The organism is Levilactobacillus lanxiensis, from assembly GCF_016861655.1.
Taxonomy (GTDB): domain Bacteria; phylum Bacillota; class Bacilli; order Lactobacillales; family Lactobacillaceae; genus Levilactobacillus; species Levilactobacillus lanxiensis.
On sequence record NZ_BOLN01000003.1, the window covers coordinates 55417 to 78378 of the forward strand.

Below are 22962 nucleotides of genomic sequence, written 5' to 3' on the forward strand. Positions count from 1 at the left end.
CCGCAATCCTCTGTTTGTAGAGGTTGCGGGCTTTTGTTGGTTATTTAGAAGGTGATAATTTGAGTCGTATAGCTATCGGGAGTCAGCGTGATTAGACGTGCACCGCGAGCTAGTGAACCATAGGTGTTGTAGCCGGTGACGTTGCCATAATTCAGACCGATGTCCCGGTAATTGGCTGTGAAATTGTTGTCGTGGTCGTGTCCGGCAAAGAGTGCTTTGACATTCTGAGCTTGAAGCAGGTTGTAAAAAAGCCCGGAGTTGGTGATGGGTGAGCAGACCGGTTCCCCCTGGACGCCGGTTAGGATGTTTTGACCAGCCAGCGTATATTCCGGTAGGGGAATATGGAGAAAGCCCAGATCACAGCGTTTGACTGTGTGAGCGTACGGTAATCGATTGAACCAGTCAATTTGAGCTGGCTCGATGGCGGCGTACTGCTCGGCGTTGGGCCAATGGGAGTACGCCCCGCTATCCCACACGTAGAGAACGTGCGCTAGTTGGTCTTCGCGCAGGACTTCAAGCGTGTAACTTTCGCGGTCGTCTACCGTCATAGCATAGTGTTTATCTGCAGGATGGGCCAGTTTGGATTCAAGTTCTCGTAAGGCTGATCGACTAGTCGTGCCTTCCGTATCGTGGTTGCCGTAAGTAATGGCCACGGGGGTAGCCACGCGGTTAAGAACATCATAAAGCGCCGTCAGCGTTTCTTCTGGGTGTTGGGCTTCAGTTCCCCACAGGAGATCACCCGTAATCATAATCAAGTCAAAGTCGTGTGCTTGGAGGAGCTCATCAATGGCAGTAAGGGTCTTTTCGCTAGCGGCATTCAGTGGCGTATTTCCCAAGTGAATATCAGTTAACTGGCAGATTCGAAAGGGAGCTTGGGTCGTTGTGGTGAGTTGCATCCGTTAGACTCCTTTCTAAGCGTTGAAGTGATTTTCTAGATAGGTGTTATATCCTTGGCCGACAGCAGCTACGCTATGAGCGTCGGCGCCGAAGACCAGAGGGATTTGTTTAGTTTGTGCTACCTGAACCCACGGCAAGGTAGGTGTAAATTCAGTCTGGGTAGGGCGAAACAGGCCAGCAAAATTACAGTCGAGTAACTCGTTATGGTCTGCAATGGTCGTTAACAGTTTCATTAAACGCCGGTCGGTTGTCTCATCGGCCCAAACTGTTCTTGCGGGAAAGGTATTGCGCCACTTGCGATACAACATGATGTGGCCGTAGCGTGAGGGCTTGTTGGGCACCTGCCAATCAACAGCGGCCTGTAGTCGTTCCAGATAAGCGTTCGCAACAGCGAGGGGCGAACCATAGGCCGCAACGACCCCATTCTTGAAGTCGGCGGCGGTATCGTCAATGGCCCGCAATCCCTGAGGGGTGGGGAGAAAGTGGACGGATAAAATCGCGTCATCAATCTGAGCCCCATATTGGGCTAGTTGCGTCGCTGTCCAGTCAGCGAATTCCGGAAAAAAATCGAATTCAAAGCCGACTAGGATCTTTAACTGTGAGCGGTAGGTCTCCTTTAGCCGGGCCATTTTTTCGAGGTAGGCAGGCAGCTCAACCTGGCCAAATGAGGCAGTATATACGGCGTGTCGTGAACCAATGGGATGTTGATAAAAGGCTGGTGGTAAGGGGAAATGCTCGGTAATGCTGTAGGTCTTGAACCCCTGGACGATGGCTGCTTGAATGTAGTCTTCGACGTCCTCGCCGGAACCGTGAGGACAAAATTCCGTGTGGTTGTGTCCGCTCCAGGTGCGACGGTCAATGTCCTGGAGTGCTGTTTTACTCAGCATAGGTGGTACCCACTTGGTGGATCAGTAAGGGATTTACAAACAGGGTTAAGGGAACATTGGTGGACAGGGGGCGCATAAAGTTTAGTTCTTCAACCTTGAGGACCATGCCGCTGTCGGTTAGAAATTGGTAGCGGACCCGGTCGCCCAGCATGGTCAATGACGTGATTTTACCTGCAAGTGCAACACTATGGGGAACTTGAATTTGAGAAATTAACTCAGGTCGAATGACGTAGTGTTCAGCGACTGCGAGGGGATGATTACCAGCTGTAGTGATTCCTAGCCGTTGCAACTGTTGACCCGTTAAGAGATTGTGATTGCCAATAAATTCAGCCATGAAAACGTTATCCGGTTGGGCATAGATGGCCATGGGCGATCCTTGTTGCTGAACACAGCCTTCATTCATCACGATAATATCGTCTGAAATAGCCATGGCCTCTCCTTGATCGTGGGTAACGAATAGCATGGTAATTCCCAATTTTTGCTGGTATTCTCGAATTTGTTCCCGTAAGCTAACACGAATCTTAGCATCCAGGGCGCTAAGAGGTTCATCCAACAATAATAATTTGGGCTTGAGTACCATGGCCCGGGCAATCGCAACCCGTTGCTTCTGGCCCCCCGAGAGTTGGTCAGGGTAGGCATCCCGTTTGTCGGTGAGTCCCACGGTCTTGAGCATGGCGGCAACCGCTTCGCGAATCTCGGTGGGAGCTTGCTTTTGTACCCGTAGCCCGTAAGCAACGTTATCGAAGATCGTCATGTTGGGAAACAGGGCATAGGATTGGAAGACCATCCCGATGTTACGCTGGTTAGCCGCTTGGTCTTGAATCTCTTGATTATCTAAGAGAATTTTCCCATTAACATGCTGATTGAGCCCAGCAATAGCGCGTAAAACGGTGGTTTTTCCACTTCCACTGGGGCCCAGAAACGTGGTCAACGTGTTACGACGAACCTTGAAAGACATATCCTTGATGACTTCATTGCCAGAAAGTGTGATATCGAGGTGCTGAATTTGGAGAAAATCTGCTTGCATTAGTTGTGAGTCCCTTTCTGACTGGATTGGTCGTGTTTGGCGTAGTGGCGCATGATGACAATCAAAATTAAGGATACCAGGGCTAAAAAGATAAAGTAGATGGTTGTGAGTACACTACTAGCTTGACCATTACTCTGCATTAGCCGGTACATATAAATTTTGAGCGTTTCAAAGTTGCCACCTAACAGAATGTTCGTGAGCACGTACTCCCCAAAGGCACTGGTAAAGGTTAGAAGCATGGCAATCAAGATTCCAGCACGAATATTGGGTAGAATCACCTTAATAAAGGCTTTGAGGGGAGAATCGCCGAGAACCAGAGCTTGTTCAAACATAGCCCGAAAGTCCTGGCCAATGAAGGCGTTGTCGAGGGCTTGATAAGTGAGTGGCAAGCTGAGCAACGAAATTGCTAAGACTAGGATCAAAAGTTTGGGAATTGGTAGGTCAGCGTACAGCTGAATGAGACCTGTGACCAGAATAATGCCAGGAATGGTGAAGGGCAGGACGGTCACGAAACGCAGATGTGACTTTACCCGAGCATCGTAGACGTTGGCGTAGAAAACCACGGGTAAAAAGCAAATTTGGGCAATTACAGTGGTCAGTAAGCCTAATCCCAGCGAGCGTAGGAGAGATGATGTGAAATCGGCATTGGTGATCAACTGACTGTACCATTTCAGCGTGAAGCCACTGGGTAGAATCGTTTTTACCCAGGAGGTTGAAAAGGAATAAATCAGGGTGACCACGATGGGCGTAACCAGGTAAAGGAACAGGGCGGTCATAATGCCTCGAGCCCAGTAAGTGCTTGTTTTATGATACATTAGGCAGCCACCTCGCGCTTACTACGGGTGACCCGGTTTCCTAGCCAAACTAGGGCCGTCATTACCAGAGCAAAGAGAGTGGCAAACGTACAAGCAAGTGGAATATTTGCGGTTAAGCCACCGTCAATCAAAGTCCCAATCAAGGTTGGAATCGTGACGATACTATTACCGGTTAAAGCAAAAGTTGTTTCGTAAGTTCCCATCGCATTTGCAAAGAGGAGAATCAAGACTTCAATGATGTTGGGGAAAATAATGGGTAGAATCACCTTCTTGAAGAAAAAGAAGGGGGATGCGCCTAGAACGGCGGAAATCTCGCGCCATTCGGGGTTGAGTTCTTCAAAAACGGGGAACAAAAATAAGATTCCCAAGGGAACTTCGAAGAAGGTGTAAGCCAAGGTGGTGCCGCTCAAAGAATAAATCTCAAAGAAACGGGGCAGGTGGAGCGCTGTCGTCAGAGCCTGCCAGATGCCGGCATTACCGAAAAGAATGATTAACGAGAAGGCCAGGGGAACCCCGGCAAAACTAGCCGACATGTTAAATAAGGAAATAAACATGTTCTTGGTCGACGGGGATAAGTGGGTTAAAGACCAGGCGCCAACGATGGCAATCAATAAGGAGAATACTGACGTAATCAGTGCGATGCCTAAACTGTTGCGAATGGCTTCGCTGTAGTAATGGTTGGTAAAGACTTGGCGATAGTTATCGAGACTAAAGCCAGCGTCGCCTCCTTGAAAACTGGCGACGATCATCACACTAATCGGTAACAGAAGGACCAGGACGACCAACAGACTCAGCGGGAAAAAGACTTTTAGTCGGGTTGTCATGTGACTACTTCGCCCCGAGAACGTCGTTTTGCCATTGTTGTCCTAGCTTAACGGTCGCCTTGTTCCAAACGTCATTACTCTTCACGTGGAAGATCTTCTTGTAATCGCTTTGAGGTAATAGCTTCTTCTTCACATCTGCTGGTAGCTTGACACTGCTTCGAATAGGCCGGGCGTAACCCTTAGCTAAGTTAATTTGACCTTGGTCGGACAAAATAAAGGCCCGGGCTAACTTGGCGGCGTTGGGGTGAGCGGCGTTTTTGTTAATGATTTCCGTGTACCCGCTGGTGACGGTGCCATCGGTAGGTACCGTGATCTTGAAACGTTTTTCATTAACTTGGTGTGCGTAGTTGAGGGCGTTGAAGTCCCACATCACAGCAACTTGAATTTCACCTTTTTGAAGGTTCTGAACAGTGGCGTCGACGGTTGAGAGGCGTTTCTTGGCGTGCAGCTTGGCAAAGTATTTCAAGCCGGGTTCCACGTTGTCTTCACTACCGCCATTTGCGTAAGCGGCGGTTAACACGGCGTATTGCGCCTGAGCCGCAGTAGCGACGTCACCTAGAGATACTTTGTATTTGCCACTGGCTAAATCAGCCCAGGACTTAGGCGCATCAGCGGCTTTCACATTTTTGGTGTCGGTGATAAAGACCATCGAGCCAGAGTAGCCGGCAGAGTAGTAGCCCTTTTTATCTTTGGCCCAGTCCGGAATTTCCTTCCAGTACTTGGTCTTGTAGGGTGTCACCAGTTTCTGCTGAACGGCAGTAGGGGCCACGTTTAAACCGATATCGCCAATGTCGGGAGAGTCACTAGATTTGGCACGTTTGAACTTTTGGAGTTCTTGGGCACTAGACATGTCAGTATCAACGTGTGAAATGCTATATTTGCTCTTGATGTCCTTCCAGGTGCCAATCCAGTTGGCCCAGGTATCTGGCATACCCACGGAAGCAATTTTGCCTTCCTTCTTGGCTTGTTTCTCAATCGTTTCCCAATTATCGGATGTTCCTGCGGCATTTTGGGTTGAGCACCCAGCTAACGTGGCGGTCAACGTTAAGGCGGCTGCAGCAATAGCTAAATTGCGTTTGTTTAACATGAAAATCAACACTTCCTCTTCTATTAGGTACTAGCCGTATATTAGCGAACTCGTGTAAAGTGCTTGCAAAATTGCCGTATTATTTTTGTAAATGGTATATTTATTTAATTATGTAAACGTTCACTGCCCACGCAATTAACCAGTGGGGATTTCAGCGTGGTTATTGCGCTTAAGTCAGGTAAGAATTTGGGAAGGATTACAGTCACGTTTAACATGTCCAGGTCACTAAAGCCAGTGAATCCATCAAGCAAAAATCACATTTTTAAATTCCCAAGAAACACGAAAAAACCGTGGCCAAGACGACCACGGTTTCCTAATGATCTTTAATTTGTAAGGCCAAACGAACCAGCAGGTTGGTCAGCAGTGAAATCAGCAGCGCGTAGCCCAACACCAGCGCCAACAAGATAATGACACCGGTCAAAAACGTGAGAAAGCCACTGGCGACGTTTAGCAGGGTGAGGCCCACCGTTAGAATCACGATGATGGTCACGAAGCCAATCAAGCCAATCCGGGAGTTCGCGAAGTCGGCGGCACTTAAATCAAAACCACCGATGCTCAGGTTGAGTGATAACAGTACCATGATGGTCCACCGAATCCAGGGATGATCATCGCCACCTAGAGCACCCAGAAAGCCCGACCAGTCCAGGTTGAACGGGTCGGCAATCAAGGTTAACATGCCCTGAAACCAACTGGGAATCAGAAGAGCCGTCAAGCCCAACAAGACCGCCGCGCAGCCGAAGATGGGGGCAATTCCAATAAATAAATTACCGGTGACCTGGTACCAATTACGCTGATTCCAAGTGTGATTGACGTAGCCCAACGCCAGGTCGGGTTGACCGTCCGTGCCTCGGCGATTGGGATGCGGCCGTTTGAGCAGCCGGACCTTATCGATTCGGTGACCAAACACTACGGCCGTCACCAGGTGGCTGAGTTCATGAAAGAAAATACCGATGAACCCCAAGTACAGTTCGCTGTTTACGCCAAACCCATTGGCCAAAAAGGCCTTGGTATTGCGGTTTAGAAATGTTAGCAGCGTGACAAAGATAAAGGGAATCACCAATAGATCCAGGCCGACGATCCCCAAGTTCTTGAAAATGAGGACCAGGTCCGTATTCATCGCTTACTCCAGCAAGTCGGTGAACGTGCCGTGAACCAGCGTGGCGAGCGCCGTGGCATCAACTTCAACCGACCGACCAATCTGACCGGAAGAAACGAGAATTTGCCCTTGTTCCTGGGCGGTGTTATCGAAATAAATTGGGAAGTGGTTCTTTTCCCAAATCCCAACCGGGGTGTTGGCCCCGTGCTCGTACCCGGTCGTCTTGACCAAGTCCTTCAGCGGCACCATGTCGACCTTCTTGTTTCCAGAAACCTTGGCTAACTTTTTTTCATCTAGGTGTTCATCGATGGGAAGCACACCAACCACTGGCCCGGTCGTGGGACCGCTCAGCACCAGCGTTTTGTAGATGTGATGCTCGTCAACGTCCTCGTGATCGACGTCTAATTGGGCGACGTCGCCCTGGGTGTGGGTCGCGAACTCGAATTGTTTGTAGGCGACTTTGTTCTTATCTAAAATCTGTTCAACTAACGTCTTATGCAGGCGTTTACCTTTTTTCTTTTTGGACATGGGACTCACCTTTCAAAATTTTATTAATAAATTGGACCGCACTTTAAAAATAAATGGACCGGTTGTTTTTCTATAAAAGAAGACACCGCCACCAAAACCTGTTATACTCTATCAAAGAGAATACCTGTTGAGCGGTTGCGCTCAGCGTACAGTGACGTCTAGTTGAAGAGTTATGAGGAGATATCATGGCAGATTTAGTCTATCGACAAGTGATGCGGGACTTAAAACATCGTATCCATCAAAATGAATTTCCCAATAAACGGCTGCCGGACGAGCGGAGCCTCAGCGAAGCTTACGGTGTGAGCCGTAGCTCGGTGAAGCGAGCACTCAGTATTCTGGCGAACCAGGGACTGATTTTTAAAAAGCGTGGTTCGGGAACCTTCATTAACCCATTATATATGAAAAACCAAACAATTTTTCAATATGAGGGGTCAAATTTAGGAATTACTGATAGTATGAAATCAGCAGGGAACACACCGGGCATTCGGTTGCTCAATTTTAACGTGGTTCCTGCCAGCAAGGAAATCCAACAGGACCTGTTCCTCGAGGAGGGCGACTTCGTTTATGAAATCAAGCGGCTACGGCTGTTTGACGACAAGCCGTTCATGATTGAAACGGGTTACATTCCCATTAAAATTGCGCCGAACCTGACGCAGGCAACAGTGTCGGACTCCATTTTTAATTACCTGGAAAGCCAGGACAAGGTTGTGACCAAGTCCTTCATGTCAATCCAGGCGCAGCCATCAACGGCCGAAGATCAGGAGTTGTTGCAGCTGAAGCCGGTAGAACCCGTGGGTATCATGGAAGGCATCTTCTTCCTGGATGACGGGACGCCGTTTGAAGTGTCCAACATGCGATTACACTATCAGTATTTGAACTATAACACCTTTGTTTCCCTAGATGAAGAATAACGTTCGCTATGGGGTAAATAGGGTTGTTGAATCGCCTCCGGGCTGGTGAAAATGGCCGTGGACGCGGTGGGCGGACGCCTAAAGCCAAAGGGCGGTCTTTAGGCTTACTTTGCGCCTCTGAGAAACGAGTCTCAAAGATACCAATTACCTAAATGGTTAGCGCCATCAAGGTAATTCCCACGGCTGAGCCATTTTCGCCAGCCCTGCGGTTAACACGAGTTTAGACCGTAGGCGACGATGTTCTTGGTGGGCACTAGCAGTAAAGTTAATATGTTTTTGTTATAAGTCTGAGACAAGATGTCTTGGACTTTTTATTTTGTCCGGGTCCAATTTCTCGTTATTTGCGCAGTTTTGGTCCACGTTTTATCCAAATTGATACGGTCCAATTGTCGAAAAGGTTGACTTTTATAAAAAACAGCCTATGATAGAGGCTGTAAAAAGCATCCCGGTAGTCATTACGAGATAAATTTTACGCGTTTTCTAACCATTAGATAACGATGTCGTTACGAATTCACAGAAGGAGTGTTAATTACATGGCAAATGCAGACTTCGATTCCAAGTCCTACTTGGAAGGCGTTGACAAGTATTGGCGTGCAGCAAATTACCTGTCAGTTGGTCAGTTATTTTTGCGTGACAACCCATTATTGAAGCGTGATTTAACCTCTGACGATGTAAAGATTAAACCAATTGGTCACTGGGGGACGATTGTTTCTCAAAACTTTATCTATGCTCACTTAAACCGGGCTATTTTAAAGTATGACTTGAACATGTTCTATATTGAAGGTTCAGGTCACGGTGGCCAAGTGATGGTTTCTAACTCATATCTTGATGGTAGTTACAGTGAAATTTATCCAAACATTTCTCAAGACGAAGCTGGATTGAAGCGTTTATTCAAGCAATTCTCCTTCCCAGGTGGTGTGGCTTCTCACGCTGCTCCTGAGACACCAGGTTCTATCCATGAAGGTGGGGAACTCGGTTACAGCCTTTCTCATGGGACCGGGGCTATCCTCGACAACCCAGACGTCATTGCCGCCGTTGAAATCGGTGATGGTGAAGCTGAAACTGGTCCATTGGCCACTTCATGGTTCTCAGACAAGTTTATTAACCCAATCAAAGATGGTGCGGTATTACCAATCATCAACATGAACGGGTTCAAGATTTCTAACCCAACTATCCTGTCACGGATGTCCGACGAAGACTTGACCAAGTACTTCGAAGGTATGGGCTGGGATCCACACTTTGTTGAAATTGACGAAAACGAAAAAGACTTCACGCGGGTTCACGAAGACATGGCTAAGACTATGGATACGGTCATTGGCAAGATCAAGGCTATCCAAAAGCATGCTCGTGAAAACAACGACGATTCATTGCCTAACTGGCCAATGATCATCTTCCGTTCCCCTAAGGGCTGGACTGGTCCTAAGGCCGATTTGGATGGTAACCCAATCGAAGGCTCCTTCCGTGCCCACCAAGTGCCAATTCCTGTTGCCGCTGGCGACATGGAACACGCTGACATGTTGGTCAACTGGTTGAAGTCTTACAAGCCAGAGGAACTCTTCAACGAAGACGGTTCTGTTAAGCAAGAAATCCGTGACATGGCACCTAAGGGTGAACAACGGATGGCCATGAACCCAATCACGAATGGTGGGATCAAGCCAGAACCTTTGAAGCTCCCAGACTACAAGAAGTACGCCGTTGACACCACTAAACGCGGTAAGACGATTGCGCAAGACATGTTAGTTTGGTCAGATTATCTGGCTGACGTCATGAAGTTGAACCCGAATAACTTCCGGGGCTTTGGTCCTGATGAAACGAAGTCCAACCGGTTGTACGCTGCCCTGGATTACGGGAAGCGTCAATGGATGGAAGACATTCATGAACCAAACGATGAAAACATGGCCCACGAAGGCCGGATCATTGATTCACAACTTTCCGAACACCAAGCTGAAGGTTGGTTGGAAGGTTACGTTTTGACTGGTCGTCATGGTTTCTTCGCGACCTACGAATCCTTCGGTCGGGTCGTTGACTCTATGTTGACGCAACACATGAAGTGGTTACGCAAGGCCGTTGAACAAGACTGGCGCAATGATTACCCATCATTGAACTTCGTTGACACCTCGACTGTCTTCCAGCAAGACCACAACGGGTACACCCACCAAGATCCAGGTATGCTGACCCACTTGGCTGAAAAGAAGCCTGAATTTATCCGTGAATACCTGCCAGCCGATGCTAACACCTTGTTGGCTGTTGGTAAAGTGGCCTTCCAGAGCCGCAACAAGATCAACCTTATTGTGACGTCTAAGCACCCACGTCCACAATGGTTCTCCATTGACGAAGCCACAAACTTGGTTAACAATGGTTTAGGCTACGTTGACTGGGCTTCAACTGATCAAGGTCAAGAACCTGACATTGTCTTCGCTGCTGCTGGGACTGAACCAACTTGGGAATCATTAGCCGCAATTTCATTGTTGCACGACGAATTCCCTGAAATGAAGATCCGCTTCATTAACGTGGTTGATCTTTTGAAGTTGCGTTCACCTAAGTTGGACCCACGGGGGATTTCTGACGAAGAATTCGACCGTCTGTTCACGACTGACAAGCCCGTTATCTTTGCCTTCCATGGCTTTGAAGGCTTGATCAAGGATCTCTTCTTCGACCGTCACAACCACAACGTTCACGTTCATGGTTACCGTGAAAATGGTGACATTACGACACCATTTGACATGCGGGTCTTGAACCAATTGGACCGTTATGACTTGGCCAAGGAAGCCGTCAGCGACATTAAAGCATACGCTGTTAAGGGCGCCTACTTTATCCAACGCATGGACGACATGGTTGCTAAGCACACGGCTTACATTCGTGAGGTCGGGACTGACTTGCCAGAAGTTAACAACTGGCAATGGAAGCCACTGAAGTAATTTAAAATTGTTTGATGAGGCACCTACCTGGTCCATTTGGACTGGGCGGGTGCCTTTTTTGGTGAGACGCTATGATTCCAGAAAGTAGTGTGGTATAACTGGTTAATGGCATAACTGGTCACGGTGGGGAATCATGGTCCGTGGTCAAAATAGAAGCGGATAGGGGACGACGGCATGCGTCGAGGTCGGATTTTAGTATTAGGCGTATTAGTGGGGTTATTGTTAATCGGGTTTGGGTATCGGAGTGGGCGGTTACCACAATTAACCGCCGCCATTGATCAGATTCGGAGCGGCAGTGTACTTGGATCGCCGCAGGACCCAACGATTACGCACGCGGCATCCGTGAAGGTGCCTAAGGACGCCACGCCTATCGTGGATATCGTGCAGGGCGTAGGGTTGTCGAAAACGTATTACTACCGGTTCAGCGACCAGCTGCCGGCGGATGGCAAACAAGTTTTTGCTGATGCCGTCCAGGTCTATAATCAGACGGGGATCGTACATTTAGTTGAAAATTCTGGCTGGTCGGGCGCGGGGCATAACCAGATTACCTTTTCTGTGTATCACAAAAAGATGGCCAAACAGGCCGCAACGGTGGAGCTGGGTCACGGGGGTCCCGAGATTATTCAGACGAATGATGGCTGGGGGACCAACAGCGAAAATCATGCGGAGGCTAGCCTTAACGGCGATTACGCAGCGGCTTATACGGACGCCGTGGCCGTTCATGAACTGGGACACGCGTTGGGCTTAGACCACAGTAAGTCGCGCAAGTCGGTGATGTATCCCATTGCCCACGGTCAAACCCGGTTATCACGCGGGGACTTGAAGAGCTTGAAGCTGATTTATCAGTAAAAAATGGCGGGGTATTTGTTGGTAAACCTTGGGTGAACATGGTAGACTATAGCCATCAGAAAAGGCCCGTGTCTGTTAAACACGGACCTAGTCTGTGAAAGCTAGCCGTTGAGACAACGGTAACTGATCAAGATTGACTCATGGAGCGAGTCTTCCCTAACCTGCTAAAGTTAGAGGGAAGGCTTATTTTTTATGATCTTGATTATCATGCCAAACCTGGTAGAGAAACGCTACCAAGGCCAACATGAACGATAACCATGTAACCATTCTGGGTGTCCTTTGCGTGATTTTTGAATCATGTCAATCTCCCCTTCCAAAAAACAGAGGGTCGTTGCGACTGAGCCAAAGGTAACCAGTGCCGTTCTCCCAACTCCTACTGAGCCTAATAGTAACAGAGTTTAGGAAATAATCTGTCTAGACCGACTTGAAAACGACAAATTTGGCATAAGGATATTTGTAATTGGAAAAGTACCGTGGCAGGTTAGTTTCAGGGGCAAAGTAAAAAACGCAACGGTCTGTCGCGCTAGGCGGCCGATTCGGTGCGTTTAACATGGTATACTACTAATGGGATGAGGGATGCTCAAGGTCGACGGCAACGATTTGCACGTCGTAACTGGCGTTGGGTGCCTGAATCGTGACCGTTTCGCCGGGATGATGTCCCAGCAGGGCCTTGCCCAACGGCGACACCCGAGTGATTTTTCCTGCCTCAAGGTCGGCTTCTTGGGTGCCAACCAGTTGGTAAACGGCCTGGTCATCGTCGTCCATAAAGGTCACGGTGACCCACTTGCCGAGCTCGACCCGGTCGTTAGCGGCGGGGTTGACGACCTTGGCATACTGGAGCTGCTTGTTGAAGAACCGTAACTGACTTTCTAGGTGGCGTAGGTCCCGTTTAGCGGCGGAATATTCCGCGTTTTCTGAAAGGTCTCCGTGCGCCCGGGCTTCGGCTAGAATCGCAATCTTTTCGGGACGGTCGGCTTCGAGGGCCGCGATTTTTGTTTGCAGCTCTTGGTAGCCGGCTGCTGTGATGGGGTTAAAGTCTCCTGCCATCGTATCACCTCAATTTACATATTTATTTGTTGCGGGTTGTCCGCGCTGCTGGCCTGGTGAAAACTGGGTCTGACCGCGGTGGTTTTCGTTCCCGACGGCAGATTCAAAGTGCCTGGCTATGGGGTCGGTTCCAGACTGAAAGGCGGTCTTCCACCTCGATTTTGAGCCAAAGAGCGGTCTCAAAAGTCGCCCCGTGGGCTAGGCTGGGGAAACGCGTCCCAGCCAAGACCACCGACACAGCCGGTCACTTTGATCTGCCTCTGGTCACTAACAACGACCTAGTTGGGCCCAGTTTTCCCAGGCTGGTATCTGAGACTGGTTTAGCTTGTCAATGAATCGTGTTCGACGGGGCTTGTCTGCTTAATTAGCGCAATTTCCTGTGAAGCGAATCAATGAGTACGATCAGTTAGTCGAGAACACAAATAGTAAAATGGAACATGGTTAAGTCAGTTGAATAGTTGGCCAGTCTTAGCGACCAGAGGCGGGCCAGGGTGCCCAGCTGTGTCGGTGGACTTAGCTGAGTGATTTTCTCAGGTTAGCCCACGGGACAACCTTTGAGACCGGTTCTCAGGCTCAAAGTTGAGGTGGAAGACCGCTCCTCAGGCTGGAACCGGCCCCATAGCAGGGCACCCTGAGCCCGCCGCCGGGAGCGGCGTGGTCTATTCATTGCCAACCAGCCAACCGCAGTTCCATTTTAACGAACGATTTGGAAAAAGAAAAGGAGTCACCTCATGAAATTATTCGTACAGTATTGGGTCAAACAAACCGGAATCGGTCTGATTTTTACCCTGATCTTTATGTTACTCGGGCACCTCAACTATGCACAGTGGCGCCTGATACCGGGGCTATCGATTGCCGACTGGTACTTTCTGGTCTGCCTGCTGTGCTTTGCCTTCGCCAAGTGGGTCATCCTTGAAGATAACCGGGATGTGAAGGCGCCCACGATTCGTCGTCGGCGGAAGCGGGGACTGAAGAAGGCCAGTGATGACACGGCCTCCGTTTATGAAAAAATGGCCAAGCCAGCGCGCGCCCCACGGCTTCAGGCGGCCCCGAAGACAACACTGAAATGGTACTGGTTAGTCCTGCTAGATATCGTGCTTGCCTTCACGAGCCCACTGATTTTAGGGGGATTTATCACTTATTCACTACGGCACAATTGAATTGTGTGATTTTTTCAAGCTTTAACGTGCGTTAAATGACGTTTTTGCGACTTCCCCCCTTATTGAGGGGTTTCATGTTAAAGTAGTAACAGTTGGAAGAGGTCAGTTTTACGGCAACTGATTTTGCCAGTCAATCGGTTAAAGTATACGTGAATAACGGGTTAACATGATTGAGGGGCATCCACTGGTTATCTAATCAGATATTGTCGGCCTGACAGTGCGTCAGAATGAGTTGTCACTTAGGTTAATGGCGTTTTGAAGATTTGACCAATGTGCTGAAGAGTAAGTAGTGGTTATCGGAGGCCTAAGGGACACAAGTAGTTAGAACTTGGGGGAGTGCTAATTTGCCGACTGGAATTAAATAATCCACTTAGAAGAGGGCTACCAGGACTGGTGGTTCTTTTTTATGCCTAGAAGGCACCGCAAAACGATTGCAAACAAGTCAATTTCAAGGTACATTAGTGGGTAATAGGTACTGTGCAAGACTAGTTGAAAGGGTGTGATAGTTGTGTTGGCCGTTTATCTTTGTGAAGACAATCCTGAACAGTTGAAACATTATACGGATGTGGTTCAGCGTTACATGATGATCAATGATTACGACATGCAGGTCGTCTGTGCGACAGCGAGTCCAGCAGAGTTGTTGCATCAGTTGACGATTGACCCGCCGGAGTACGCGCTATTTTTCTTAGATATTGAGTTCCCCGCCGAACAAATGTCGGGGTTAGAGACCGCCATTGCCATTCGAAAACAATTGGGATTCGCTGAAATCGTCTTTGTGACGACCCACTCGGAAATGGCTTTGTTAACGTTTGAGCGGAAGGTGGAGCCAATGGACTTCATCGTGAAGGACCTTGGGCGCGAGCAGATCGACCAGAAACTCCGAGAAAATATCGATTACGGGTATGAGCGCTATACCAATTACTTAAGCAATACGGAAAATCTGTTTAGCTACACGATTGGTGGCCGGAATTTCAGCCTACCGATGGGTGATGTTTACTTCGTGGCGACCGCGGAGACACCACACAAGGTCACGGTTCACGCTGCCAGCCAGCTGGTTGAGTTTCCGGGGTTTTTGAAGGATATTGCGGATCAGTACCCGGAACTTTATCGAACGGACAAGAGTTTTTTGGTGAACTTGGCTAATGTGAGCGGGGTCGACGAGGCTAATCGCCAACTGCTTTTCCCTAATGGGGACCGAACGGATGTGGCGACCCGGCGTTTTCATGAGGTCAAAACGCTGGTGCAGAAACATCTGAAGGCTTGAAAGGGTGACAGGCGTGCACGTCTTTGACACACATTTTTGGATAAACTTGGTGCTGGCCGTGACCATGCAGTGGTTCATCACGCTCTGGATTGGGGTCATTCGGCCACAAAACTGGAAACTGCCTCTCAAATGGATTGGATGGGGCCTGATTCCCGCCGTCATCGGGGAATCCTGGGCCCTGATTCTGCCGCCGCTGAGCGCGCTCCTATACTTAATGCACCACCGGCCACGAATGACGGTAATCTTTGTCAACGCGACCATCGTGATTTACTTAGTCGTGGTACTAGTAAACGACGTGGTGCGGGCCGTCACGATTGAATTGTTTGGTTTTGCCACGAGTCAAATGCCGCTGGTGATTGCTTGTCGTCTCATTTTTCAATTGGTCATCTACAGTTTATTTTCGATTGCCGTGACGGGGATGCGCCTGCAACCGGGGAACTTGGAACGGCTGGCCTTTAATCGCAAGGAACAGGTGACGGTCATGTCCTTGCTGGTCAGCCTGGGTGTTCTGGCGCAATTGTCCTCAACTATCATTCACCGGCTGGCCATTACCCACGCGATGATGACGTTTGCGCTGAGTGTGGAATTGGTGATGATCCTGTTGATCAGTACCAGCCTGTTTTTCTTCCTGCAAAGCTTTTTCCACCGGCAACGGGTCCGCGCCTTGTACCAGGAAACGTTGCTGCGGACGCGTTATGACCGCCGGATTTCCAATCAAGTCCGGGCCATTCGCGAGTTCAAACAGATTTATCAAAAGCAGATGTTGCGGTTGGGCGACTACTTGGACGCCAAGGATTACCAAGGGTTAACGGCCTATTATCAAACGCTGAATTCGCGTTGGCAGGCGACCAGCCACCTGGCGGGCATCGAAGAGGAGGGGCTGCAGCGACTCAACGACCCCGCTCTAAAGAGTCTGCTCTTCCAGAAAATATTGGTCGCACAGAATCGGGGCCTGTCACTGCGGCTTGAAGTGCCGACCGTTATTCGTAGTCTACCCATGGACAGCGTGCTACTGTTGCGGGTGATGGGGATTCTGTTAGACAACGCCATTGAAGCCGGCGCCGTTGCTGGGCGGACGGCTATTTATTGTGCTGTGCTGGATTATCCCGATTCCGTTGAGCTAGCGGTGGCCAATCCCGTGTCGACCACGACGCCGCCGAAGATTAATGAATTTATGACAGCGGGGTACACGACCAAGGGTGAGGGCCACGGTCAGGGCCTGAACACAGTTCGAGAAATTGTCGATGAGACGCCTAACGCGGCCCTGCAGATTGCTTTGAAACGCGGCATGCTGTATCTGACGCTAATTTTAACGAAGCCGGGGAGGTGAGCACGTGATTACGGTGAGTCAATTGAGCCTGGGGCTGGCGGACTACTCGATGAGCTTCTGGTTCGTCCTGTTTCAATACTACTGGTTTCCGCAATTGTTGCCGATGAAGCATACGTCGTTGTACTGTGCACTGATTGCGGCGGCTTACACGGCGGTTGACCTGCTAAATCCCTTCACGGCGCACAGTACACTCCTTGGGGCGTTGCCGGTCATCTTGCTGTTAGGATTTGAATTCGCCGTGATGGGGTTCCGGCACCAATGGCAGTATCTGCCGGCGTTTATCGACATGACCATGTTGGCCTACCTGTTGATTGAATTCATTGATATGATGATGATTGCCGGTGCGATTGCCTTGACTGGGAAGGTGTTTGCCGCTAGTTTCTGGGGAACTTTGATTGAGCTGGTCATTAATAATATTATTTTTGCTGTGATTGGTTCCGGTCTGTGGCTGACCAGAGCGCCGATGGAAAATCTGATTCAAGACATCGTGGGGCGCTCAATGGAATACCTGTTTCTGGCTTTCATGTCGGTGCTGGGCGTGATTTACATTTTATTCGAGTATTCCTTACAATCCCTGCAAGACTCGGAATCCTACCTGGTTTTTCTAGGCGGCATCGCGGGCACCCTGGTGGTTGGCCTGTCGTTGAGCACGTACATGCTGATGCAGACCCACTTACAAACGGAGCACACACGATTTCAGACAGATCAACGAAAATTTCGAGAGCAGTACACGACGGAATTGAGCCGGCAAATGGGGGCGGTCCGTAAGTTTAATCATGACTACCAAAACATGTTGCTGGGCTTAGGGGGCTACCTCGCGGATCAGGATTACGATGGGTTTCGGCAGCTGTATATCGACATTCGTTCGGGCTGGGAGACCAGCAATGCCGCGGATCTGACGATTGAGGACCTGGCTAACGTGCCGAGTGCGGCGCTTCGGTATCAGCTTTATCATAATTATTTATTAGCGCAGCAGCAGGGGGTCCAGCTCTTCGTCAAGGTGCCCGAACCCCTCACGGCGACCGTGACGACGCTAAAAGATATGGGACGAATCGTGGATGCAGCCTTGCCACCGATTTTACCCGTTTTGGGGCAGCTTCAGCCAGCCATCGTGACGTTCGAGCTGAAGGAAACGGCAAAGGAGCTTCGCTGGTCGCTGACCTTCCCAGTGCCTGGGGAGGCCCAACTGGATGGGCATACCCGAATTACTGCTGATAAAGGAGTATTAGATTTTTCTAATGCCCACAAGTTGTTGCCGGCTAAAGCAGTACTGACTTTGCAGATGAAACTTCATTGGGGCCAATTAAGTGTGGCCCTGCCGAAGGACTAGACGAAGTAACCGGGGCCTTGGAGTATTCACAAAATCAGCATGCAAAATCGTTTACAGAATGGTTTCGTTCGAATAAACTAATTGTCTGAAAACGCTTGCATTTCTACACCCATCTGATATACTAGGTCTTGTAATACCAATCAATCTTTCAGGGAAGTCGAAAAATAAAGTGATTTTGCGGGTTCTCGACATTGTGAAATTACTCTCAATCTTTACGATTAGGAGAAACTTCGCTGCACAATTAGTTTTAACTAACTAAAAGTGATTTGAATTGCTCAATACTACATATTGAGATTATGGCTGATTTGAGTGACAGCGTTATCCTGACTACAAACTGTGATTATGTTGAATGCTCTAATGATGCTAGTGGGAGTCGGAGAGTGGTTACTCCGGCTTTTTTTGTTGTATAAAAGAGTGCGGAGCGAGCCGCTTAGACTCTGAGCATTAACGTGGCTAAGGGAATATCCCCGGGCTTGGGATATTTTCTTAGCCGGGTTAAGCGCAGGAGTCTGGCTCGTGTAGCACGTTTCGGAGGATGCCAGGACCGGGAAAGTTTGGCGAGAGCCAGTCAACCGATCCAAACCAAAATACATACCATAAGCCCAGCGTTATTTCCTTAACATGGTTAACACTAATCGGCCAAATGTAAAATTAAGAACCCACCCAAAACAAAGTAACTACCCACACCAATAAAAGCGCAATCCAGTAAACACCCAAAGTACTGGTGACCATTTGGCACCAACCGCAACTTCCAGTCGTCAAAGCGGGAAAGTAATTTAACTGCCAATACAATCACACCTTTTACAGCACTATCCAATCAAAATTAAAGCGCTTTCGCTAGTGCACGCAATCTCTTCGGTATAGACTGTGGCTGTTTCAATCAGTTCATTATACAAGAGAAGAGGAAATGTTATGAGTCGTTTAGCAGGTAAAGTTGCGATTGTTACTGGTGGCGTCAAGGGAATTGGGTTAGCTTCGGCGAAAGCCTTTGCGCGTGAAGGTGCCAAGGTCGTCATCACGGACATCGACGATAAGGGCAGTGAAGAAGCCTTAAAGGAAATTGGTCAGGATCAGGCCATCTTTGTGAAGCAGAACGTTGCCAAGGAAGCGGATTGGGAACCCGTTTTCGCCGCTGCGGAGGAAAAATTTGGTGCGGTCAACATCTTGATGAATAACGCCGGGATTTTACACTTTGATAGCGCTGAGGACATTGAAGAAGCCGATTGGCACCGCGTTCTCTCAGTCGACCTTGATGGCGTCATGTTTGGTGTCAAGCACGGCATTGCCCACATGAAGGCTAAGGGCGGGTCCATCATCAACTTGTCATCCATTGCCGGTTTGATTGGAATCTCAAACCTATTTGCTTACAACGCAGCCAAGGGTGGCGTGCGCATGTTAAATAAATCCGCAGCGCTCTACTGCGCAGAAAAAGGGTACGCTATCCGGGTCAACTCGATTCACCCCGGCTACGTTCACACGCCAATGGTCGACGCCTACCCAGAAATGCGGAAATCGTTGGAAGACTTACACCCCATGAAGCGGTTAGCCCAACCCAATGAAATTGCCAACATGGCACTGTATCTAGCCTCAGACGAGTCCTCCTTCTCAACGGGAGCTGAATTCGTCGTCGATGGCGGGTACACGGCGCAATAAAATTGTTGTAAGGTGGGTCATCTTGTTACCCGGTGTGTTTAGTTGGGTTAGAACTAGCGTTAGCCGCAAGGCTGGTGGAAATGGACTCAGCCGTGGGAATTGCCTTAGCGGCGGGCTTTGCCACTTAGGCAATTGATATCTTTGAGACGCTTGAGCGGCTCAAAGTAAGCGCGGAGACCGTACTTTGGCTCCGGGCGTTCGCCCACAGCGTTCCGGTCCATTTCCACCAGCCTGGAGGCGCTGTCGTACAGAAATCTAACCCAAATTAAAAGTGTTACTGGACTCCGCATAGTCCGGTAACACTTTTTTGATGCTAAAGTAGGTTAAGAATTCCCCAGATCAATAAGATGGCTAACAAGAGCAATAAAATAATCAGAGAAACGCGTGGTAGCCAACGCATCGAATCCCCCCTAAGCCGCTCAACTGACACCAGTATAACAATAAAAATGGTTAACGGTTGCAATCGTCTAAATCGTCCAAATTTTGACGATAACGCTAATCTTGATGGAATTGGTCAAAATCAGCAGGTACGGGGGCCGTTACGGTCGTTTCACCCTGATCGAGGGTAAATGGTTGGGGGAATCCCAAACGCCAACAGTGAAGCCGTAAGCGGTCTTTGCTAGGCGGCCCGTATAGTGGGTCCCCAATCAGCGGATGTCCCGCTGCGGCCAGGTGTACACGTAGCTGATGCGTGCGGCCGGTTTCTAACCAAAGTTTGACGAGCGTGACGTTGGCTCGGTGTTCGAGGACTTCATAATGGGTAACCGCGGACTGAGCATGAACGCCGTTAACTAGGCGTTTGCGTTTATCCTCAGGGTCGCGTCCAATGGGGTCCGTGAAGGTGCCACTGCCAATCAGCTGACCATGTACCCAAGCCAGATAGGTCCGGTGAACGCGTTTTTCAGCAATGTTTCTCACCATAATCGGGACAACGGCGGGCGTTTTCGTCATTAGGAGGGCCCCGGTGGTTTCCTGATCCAATCGGCTTAGGATGTAGGGCCCGGGGGCGTCTGGTCCTAAATAGGCGGCGACGTGGTTCAAGGTCGTGCCGCGTTCCCAAGGTAGATTGGGATGGGTCTTACTGCCACGGGTCTTATTGACGACAAGAAGGTCAGCCGTTTCGTAGAGCACACTGACGGTCGCGGCGCTGTCGGGCCACACGTCGGGAAAGGGTTCCTTAAAGTCCGTGGGCACAAACGTTAGCGTGACGGTCTCGCCGCCATTTACCAGCTGGTTCATCGAGCGGTACAAGCCGTTGACCAGGACACGTTGGTGAATGCGTAGGTCGTGTATCAGGTGGCTAGGCAGGAGCCAGGCTGTCAGTAATTTCCGTAGCGGTTGTGCGGGTTGCGTGGCAGGAAGGGTAATTTTGTAGGACCAGTGCATAGCGAACTCCTTTCGACAAAAATAAGGCCGGGAACCAGTCCCGACCTTACGTTGATGGTCAAATTTACTTGATATTTTCAGGCTTGACGATCAGCACGTCGCAGATTGCGGAACGGCTGACGTAGTTGGTCACGGAGCCGACCATTAAGCGTTCAACGGCTGTCAGACCAGTTGAGCCGATCACAATCAATTCTGACTTATGGTCAGCAGGGAATTCCCGCGCAATAACGGGCTTGGGATTCCCAAACCGCACGTGAATGCTGACGTCGGGAACACCGGCATCAATCGCCTGTTGCTTCAAGGCGTCGAGCCGATCCTGAACGTCTTGGGAAAGCTTGTAGATGACGTCGCCACTAACGGCACCGCCATAGGTATCGCTAAATTGGTTCACTTCGAGCACGTTTAAAATGTCTAAGTGGGTCTTGTTGCGCTTAGCGACTTCGATTGCTTTTTCTAAGACTGGTTGGGTTGCCTTGGAACCGTCAACGGGAACCAGAATGTTCTTGTATTGTTGTAACATATGGAATGCCACCCCTTCACGAGTCATGTTAAAACTTTACCTTAACTATATCATTTATTGCCGAGAGTGTAAGCATTTTATTCCTGAAAGTGCTCTTGAAAAGTGATGAAAAGGCCGTGAGGTGGGCGCGTTTGCAGAAAGTAAAAAAATCTGACGGAGCGGGTCGTTAGAGCCGATTAGCCGGAACAACCATCAATGCTGTCGCGGCGACGTTAAACCGCTGTTTCATTAAAATGTTAATTTCGCGGGTCAATTCGTAAATTGTTGTGGCCGTCATCTGGGGATTCACAGCGATAGTGACGCTGACCATAATCAAATTGCCATCGTAGTAAGCCTTGAGGAAGACAACGGACTGGACGTCGGGCATCTGGGCAATTTGGGTGCGGTAGGCTTTTTCTAAGGTGGGGTCAAAGTAGTCGACTAAATTCAGCGCACTGTTGCGAAAAATTTTTACGCCAGTCCAAAGGATGTAGAGACCCAAAATCAGACTGGCAACGCCGTCAATCCAGGTAGCATGGAGCCAAGCGATGCCGAGAATCGTCAGGACCGTCACGAGACTGGTCAGTGCGTCGGTCCAGGAATCACGGGCAGCGGCTGCAAGAGCGGAATTGCTGAGCACGTGTGCCCAATGGTGATTGGTCGCCCAGAGCCCCAGCAGAATCAGACTGGAGATCCCCGCACCAACAGCGGTAAGGCCAGCTTCCAGATGATAGGTCGGCCGTTGAATCAGGATCATGGCGGCCTGGTAGACGACGTCCGCAGCAATCACGACCATCACGAGTCCCGCAATCAGCGTATAGATGGTTTCGAAGCGAAAGCGCGACTGCTGAATGCGTGGGCCAATCGCGTGTTGTTCTTCGGGAGAAATGGGGGCGCCCCACATGTCATCGTCATCCGTTTTGGCCGCGATGTACAGGCCGGTCATTAACAAACCGGTAGAGAAAATTCCAGACAAGTTGTTGAACGCATCGGCACGCAAGACTTGTGAGTGGCCAATCTGGGCGCAAAAGTATTCCACCAAGAAGAGTCCCAGGTAGGCGGCAACGTTCGTCCAGAGGTGATGGTGGGCCCGTCGAAGATTGTTGACGGCTGCTTGTTGAACCTGTTCCCAGTCGTGGGAGTGAACGGCATTCATGACAATCACCTTCTTTTTGAAATTGGCGCTTAGTATCACCCAAAGCAGGTGCTGAGGCAAGTTAAATTAGGTTGTTAGGGAACCCGATAAACCAAGCATAATGAAATAAATATGGGGACAAGTAAAGTCGCCTGATTTTAAGTGACCAAAGATAAGGTTAGCGGGCTTTATTAAGTACAACAATCGTTATAAACGCTGTCAGAACAAGCTTTCAGCCCTTGGCAAACGAGCGTGAATCACGTATAGTCGCCCCTAGTAAGAGAGACGAGATTGAGGGGGGAATGACCGATGACGGGAG

20 protein-coding genes are annotated in these 22962 nt (G+C 49.5%); 8 read left to right on the plus strand and 12 right to left on the minus strand.

The annotated features are described in order from the left end of the window. Positions 1 to 44 precede the first annotated feature (44 nt). From JUF22_RS04350 to JUF22_RS04385, 8 genes are all read right to left on the minus strand, one after another. A complete protein-coding gene (locus JUF22_RS04350) occupies positions 45 to 896 on the minus strand; it encodes a metallophosphoesterase (RefSeq protein WP_203643808.1) in 852 nt (283 codons plus the stop codon). Positions 897 to 911: 15 nt separating this feature from the next. Then, complete coding sequence (hisJ, locus tag JUF22_RS04355) at positions 912 to 1784, minus strand: histidinol-phosphatase HisJ (protein ID WP_203643810.1); 873 nt, start codon at positions 1782 to 1784, stop codon at positions 912 to 914. Beyond that, complete coding sequence (locus JUF22_RS04360; RefSeq protein ID WP_203643812.1) at positions 1774 to 2811, minus strand: ABC transporter ATP-binding protein; 1038 nt, start codon at positions 2809 to 2811, stop codon at positions 1774 to 1776. Before JUF22_RS04360 ends, hisJ begins: the two co-directional genes overlap by 11 nt. Then, the gene (locus JUF22_RS04365; RefSeq protein WP_203643814.1) at positions 2811 to 3626 is read right to left on the minus strand and encodes an ABC transporter permease; all 816 of its coding nucleotides are present in this window, start codon (positions 3624 to 3626) and stop codon (positions 2811 to 2813) included. Before JUF22_RS04365 ends, JUF22_RS04360 begins: the two co-directional genes overlap by 1 nt. Further along, positions 3626 to 4450 (minus strand): ABC transporter permease, encoded by an 825-nt coding sequence (locus JUF22_RS04370; protein ID WP_203643815.1) that lies wholly within the window; start codon positions 4448 to 4450, stop codon positions 3626 to 3628. The genes JUF22_RS04365 and JUF22_RS04370 overlap by 1 nt, the downstream gene beginning before the upstream one ends. Positions 4451 to 4454: 4 nt before the next feature. Further along, complete coding sequence (locus JUF22_RS04375; protein ID WP_203643817.1) at positions 4455 to 5537, minus strand: ABC transporter substrate-binding protein; 1083 nt, start codon at positions 5535 to 5537, stop codon at positions 4455 to 4457. Positions 5538 to 5850: 313 nt separating this feature from the next. After that, positions 5851 to 6654: a hypothetical protein gene (locus JUF22_RS04380; protein WP_203643819.1), complete on the minus strand. Its 804-nt coding sequence runs from the start codon at positions 6652 to 6654 to the stop codon at positions 5851 to 5853. A gap of 3 nt (positions 6655 to 6657) precedes the next feature. Continuing rightward, the gene (locus JUF22_RS04385; protein WP_203643821.1) at positions 6658 to 7161 is read right to left on the minus strand and encodes an aminoacyl-tRNA deacylase; all 504 of its coding nucleotides are present in this window, start codon (positions 7159 to 7161) and stop codon (positions 6658 to 6660) included. A gap of 185 nt (positions 7162 to 7346) precedes the next feature. Here JUF22_RS04385 and JUF22_RS04390 point away from each other — a divergent pair, with 185 nt between their 5' ends. The 3 genes from JUF22_RS04390 (at position 7347) to JUF22_RS04400 (ending at position 11839) form a co-directional block, all read left to right on the plus strand. Continuing rightward, entirely contained in the window at positions 7347 to 8072 is a 726-nt protein-coding gene (locus JUF22_RS04390) for a GntR family transcriptional regulator (RefSeq protein WP_125765250.1), read from the plus strand. A 533-nt stretch (positions 8073 to 8605) separates the two neighbouring features. Continuing rightward, positions 8606 to 10990 carry a phosphoketolase family protein gene (locus JUF22_RS04395; protein ID WP_203643823.1) on the plus strand — a complete coding sequence of 795 codons (2385 nt, stop codon included), beginning with the start codon at positions 8606 to 8608 and terminating at the stop codon, positions 10988 to 10990. Positions 10991 to 11164: 174 nt separating this feature from the next. Further along, the gene (locus JUF22_RS04400; protein WP_203643830.1) at positions 11165 to 11839 is read left to right on the plus strand and encodes a matrixin family metalloprotease; all 675 of its coding nucleotides are present in this window, start codon (positions 11165 to 11167) and stop codon (positions 11837 to 11839) included. Positions 11840 to 12400: 561 nt separating this feature from the next. Here the strand turns inward: JUF22_RS04400 and greA are convergent. Further along, the gene (greA, locus tag JUF22_RS04405) at positions 12401 to 12886 is read right to left on the minus strand and encodes a transcription elongation factor GreA (protein ID WP_203643832.1); all 486 of its coding nucleotides are present in this window, start codon (positions 12884 to 12886) and stop codon (positions 12401 to 12403) included. Between the two features lie 731 nt (positions 12887 to 13617). Here greA and JUF22_RS04410 point away from each other — a divergent pair. From JUF22_RS04410 to JUF22_RS04430, 5 genes are all read left to right on the plus strand, one after another. Continuing rightward, positions 13618 to 14046, plus strand: coding sequence for a hypothetical protein (locus tag JUF22_RS04410; protein ID WP_203643834.1), 429 nt, complete (start codon positions 13618 to 13620; stop codon positions 14044 to 14046). Between the two features lie 508 nt (positions 14047 to 14554). Continuing rightward, a complete protein-coding gene (locus JUF22_RS04415) occupies positions 14555 to 15310 on the plus strand; it encodes a response regulator transcription factor (RefSeq protein ID WP_203643836.1) in 756 nt (251 codons plus the stop codon). Positions 15311 to 15323: 13 nt separating this feature from the next. Beyond that, positions 15324 to 16640, plus strand: coding sequence for a GHKL domain-containing protein (locus JUF22_RS04420; protein ID WP_236000715.1), 1317 nt, complete (start codon positions 15324 to 15326; stop codon positions 16638 to 16640). A gap of 4 nt (positions 16641 to 16644) precedes the next feature. Continuing rightward, positions 16645 to 17970, plus strand: coding sequence for a sensor histidine kinase (locus JUF22_RS04425; protein ID WP_203643838.1), 1326 nt, complete (start codon positions 16645 to 16647; stop codon positions 17968 to 17970). Positions 17971 to 18882: 912 nt separating this feature from the next. Further along, on the plus strand, positions 18883 to 19623 hold the full coding sequence (locus JUF22_RS04430) for a glucose 1-dehydrogenase (RefSeq protein WP_203643840.1): 741 nt from the start codon (positions 18883 to 18885) through the stop codon (positions 19621 to 19623). 495 nt (positions 19624 to 20118) lie between these two features. Here JUF22_RS04430 and JUF22_RS04435 read toward each other — a convergent pair whose 3' ends face one another. The 3 genes from JUF22_RS04435 to JUF22_RS04445 form a co-directional block, all read right to left on the minus strand. Continuing rightward, positions 20119 to 21009 carry an RluA family pseudouridine synthase gene (locus JUF22_RS04435; RefSeq protein ID WP_203643842.1) on the minus strand — a complete coding sequence of 297 codons (891 nt, stop codon included), beginning with the start codon at positions 21007 to 21009 and terminating at the stop codon, positions 20119 to 20121. 64 nt (positions 21010 to 21073) lie between these two features. Further along, positions 21074 to 21529 (minus strand): universal stress protein, encoded by a 456-nt coding sequence (locus JUF22_RS04440; RefSeq protein WP_125765236.1) that lies wholly within the window; start codon positions 21527 to 21529, stop codon positions 21074 to 21076. Positions 21530 to 21695: 166 nt separating this feature from the next. Then, a complete protein-coding gene (locus tag JUF22_RS04445; RefSeq protein ID WP_203643844.1) occupies positions 21696 to 22664 on the minus strand; it encodes a cation diffusion facilitator family transporter in 969 nt (322 codons plus the stop codon). Between the last annotated feature and the right edge of the window lie 298 nt (positions 22665 to 22962).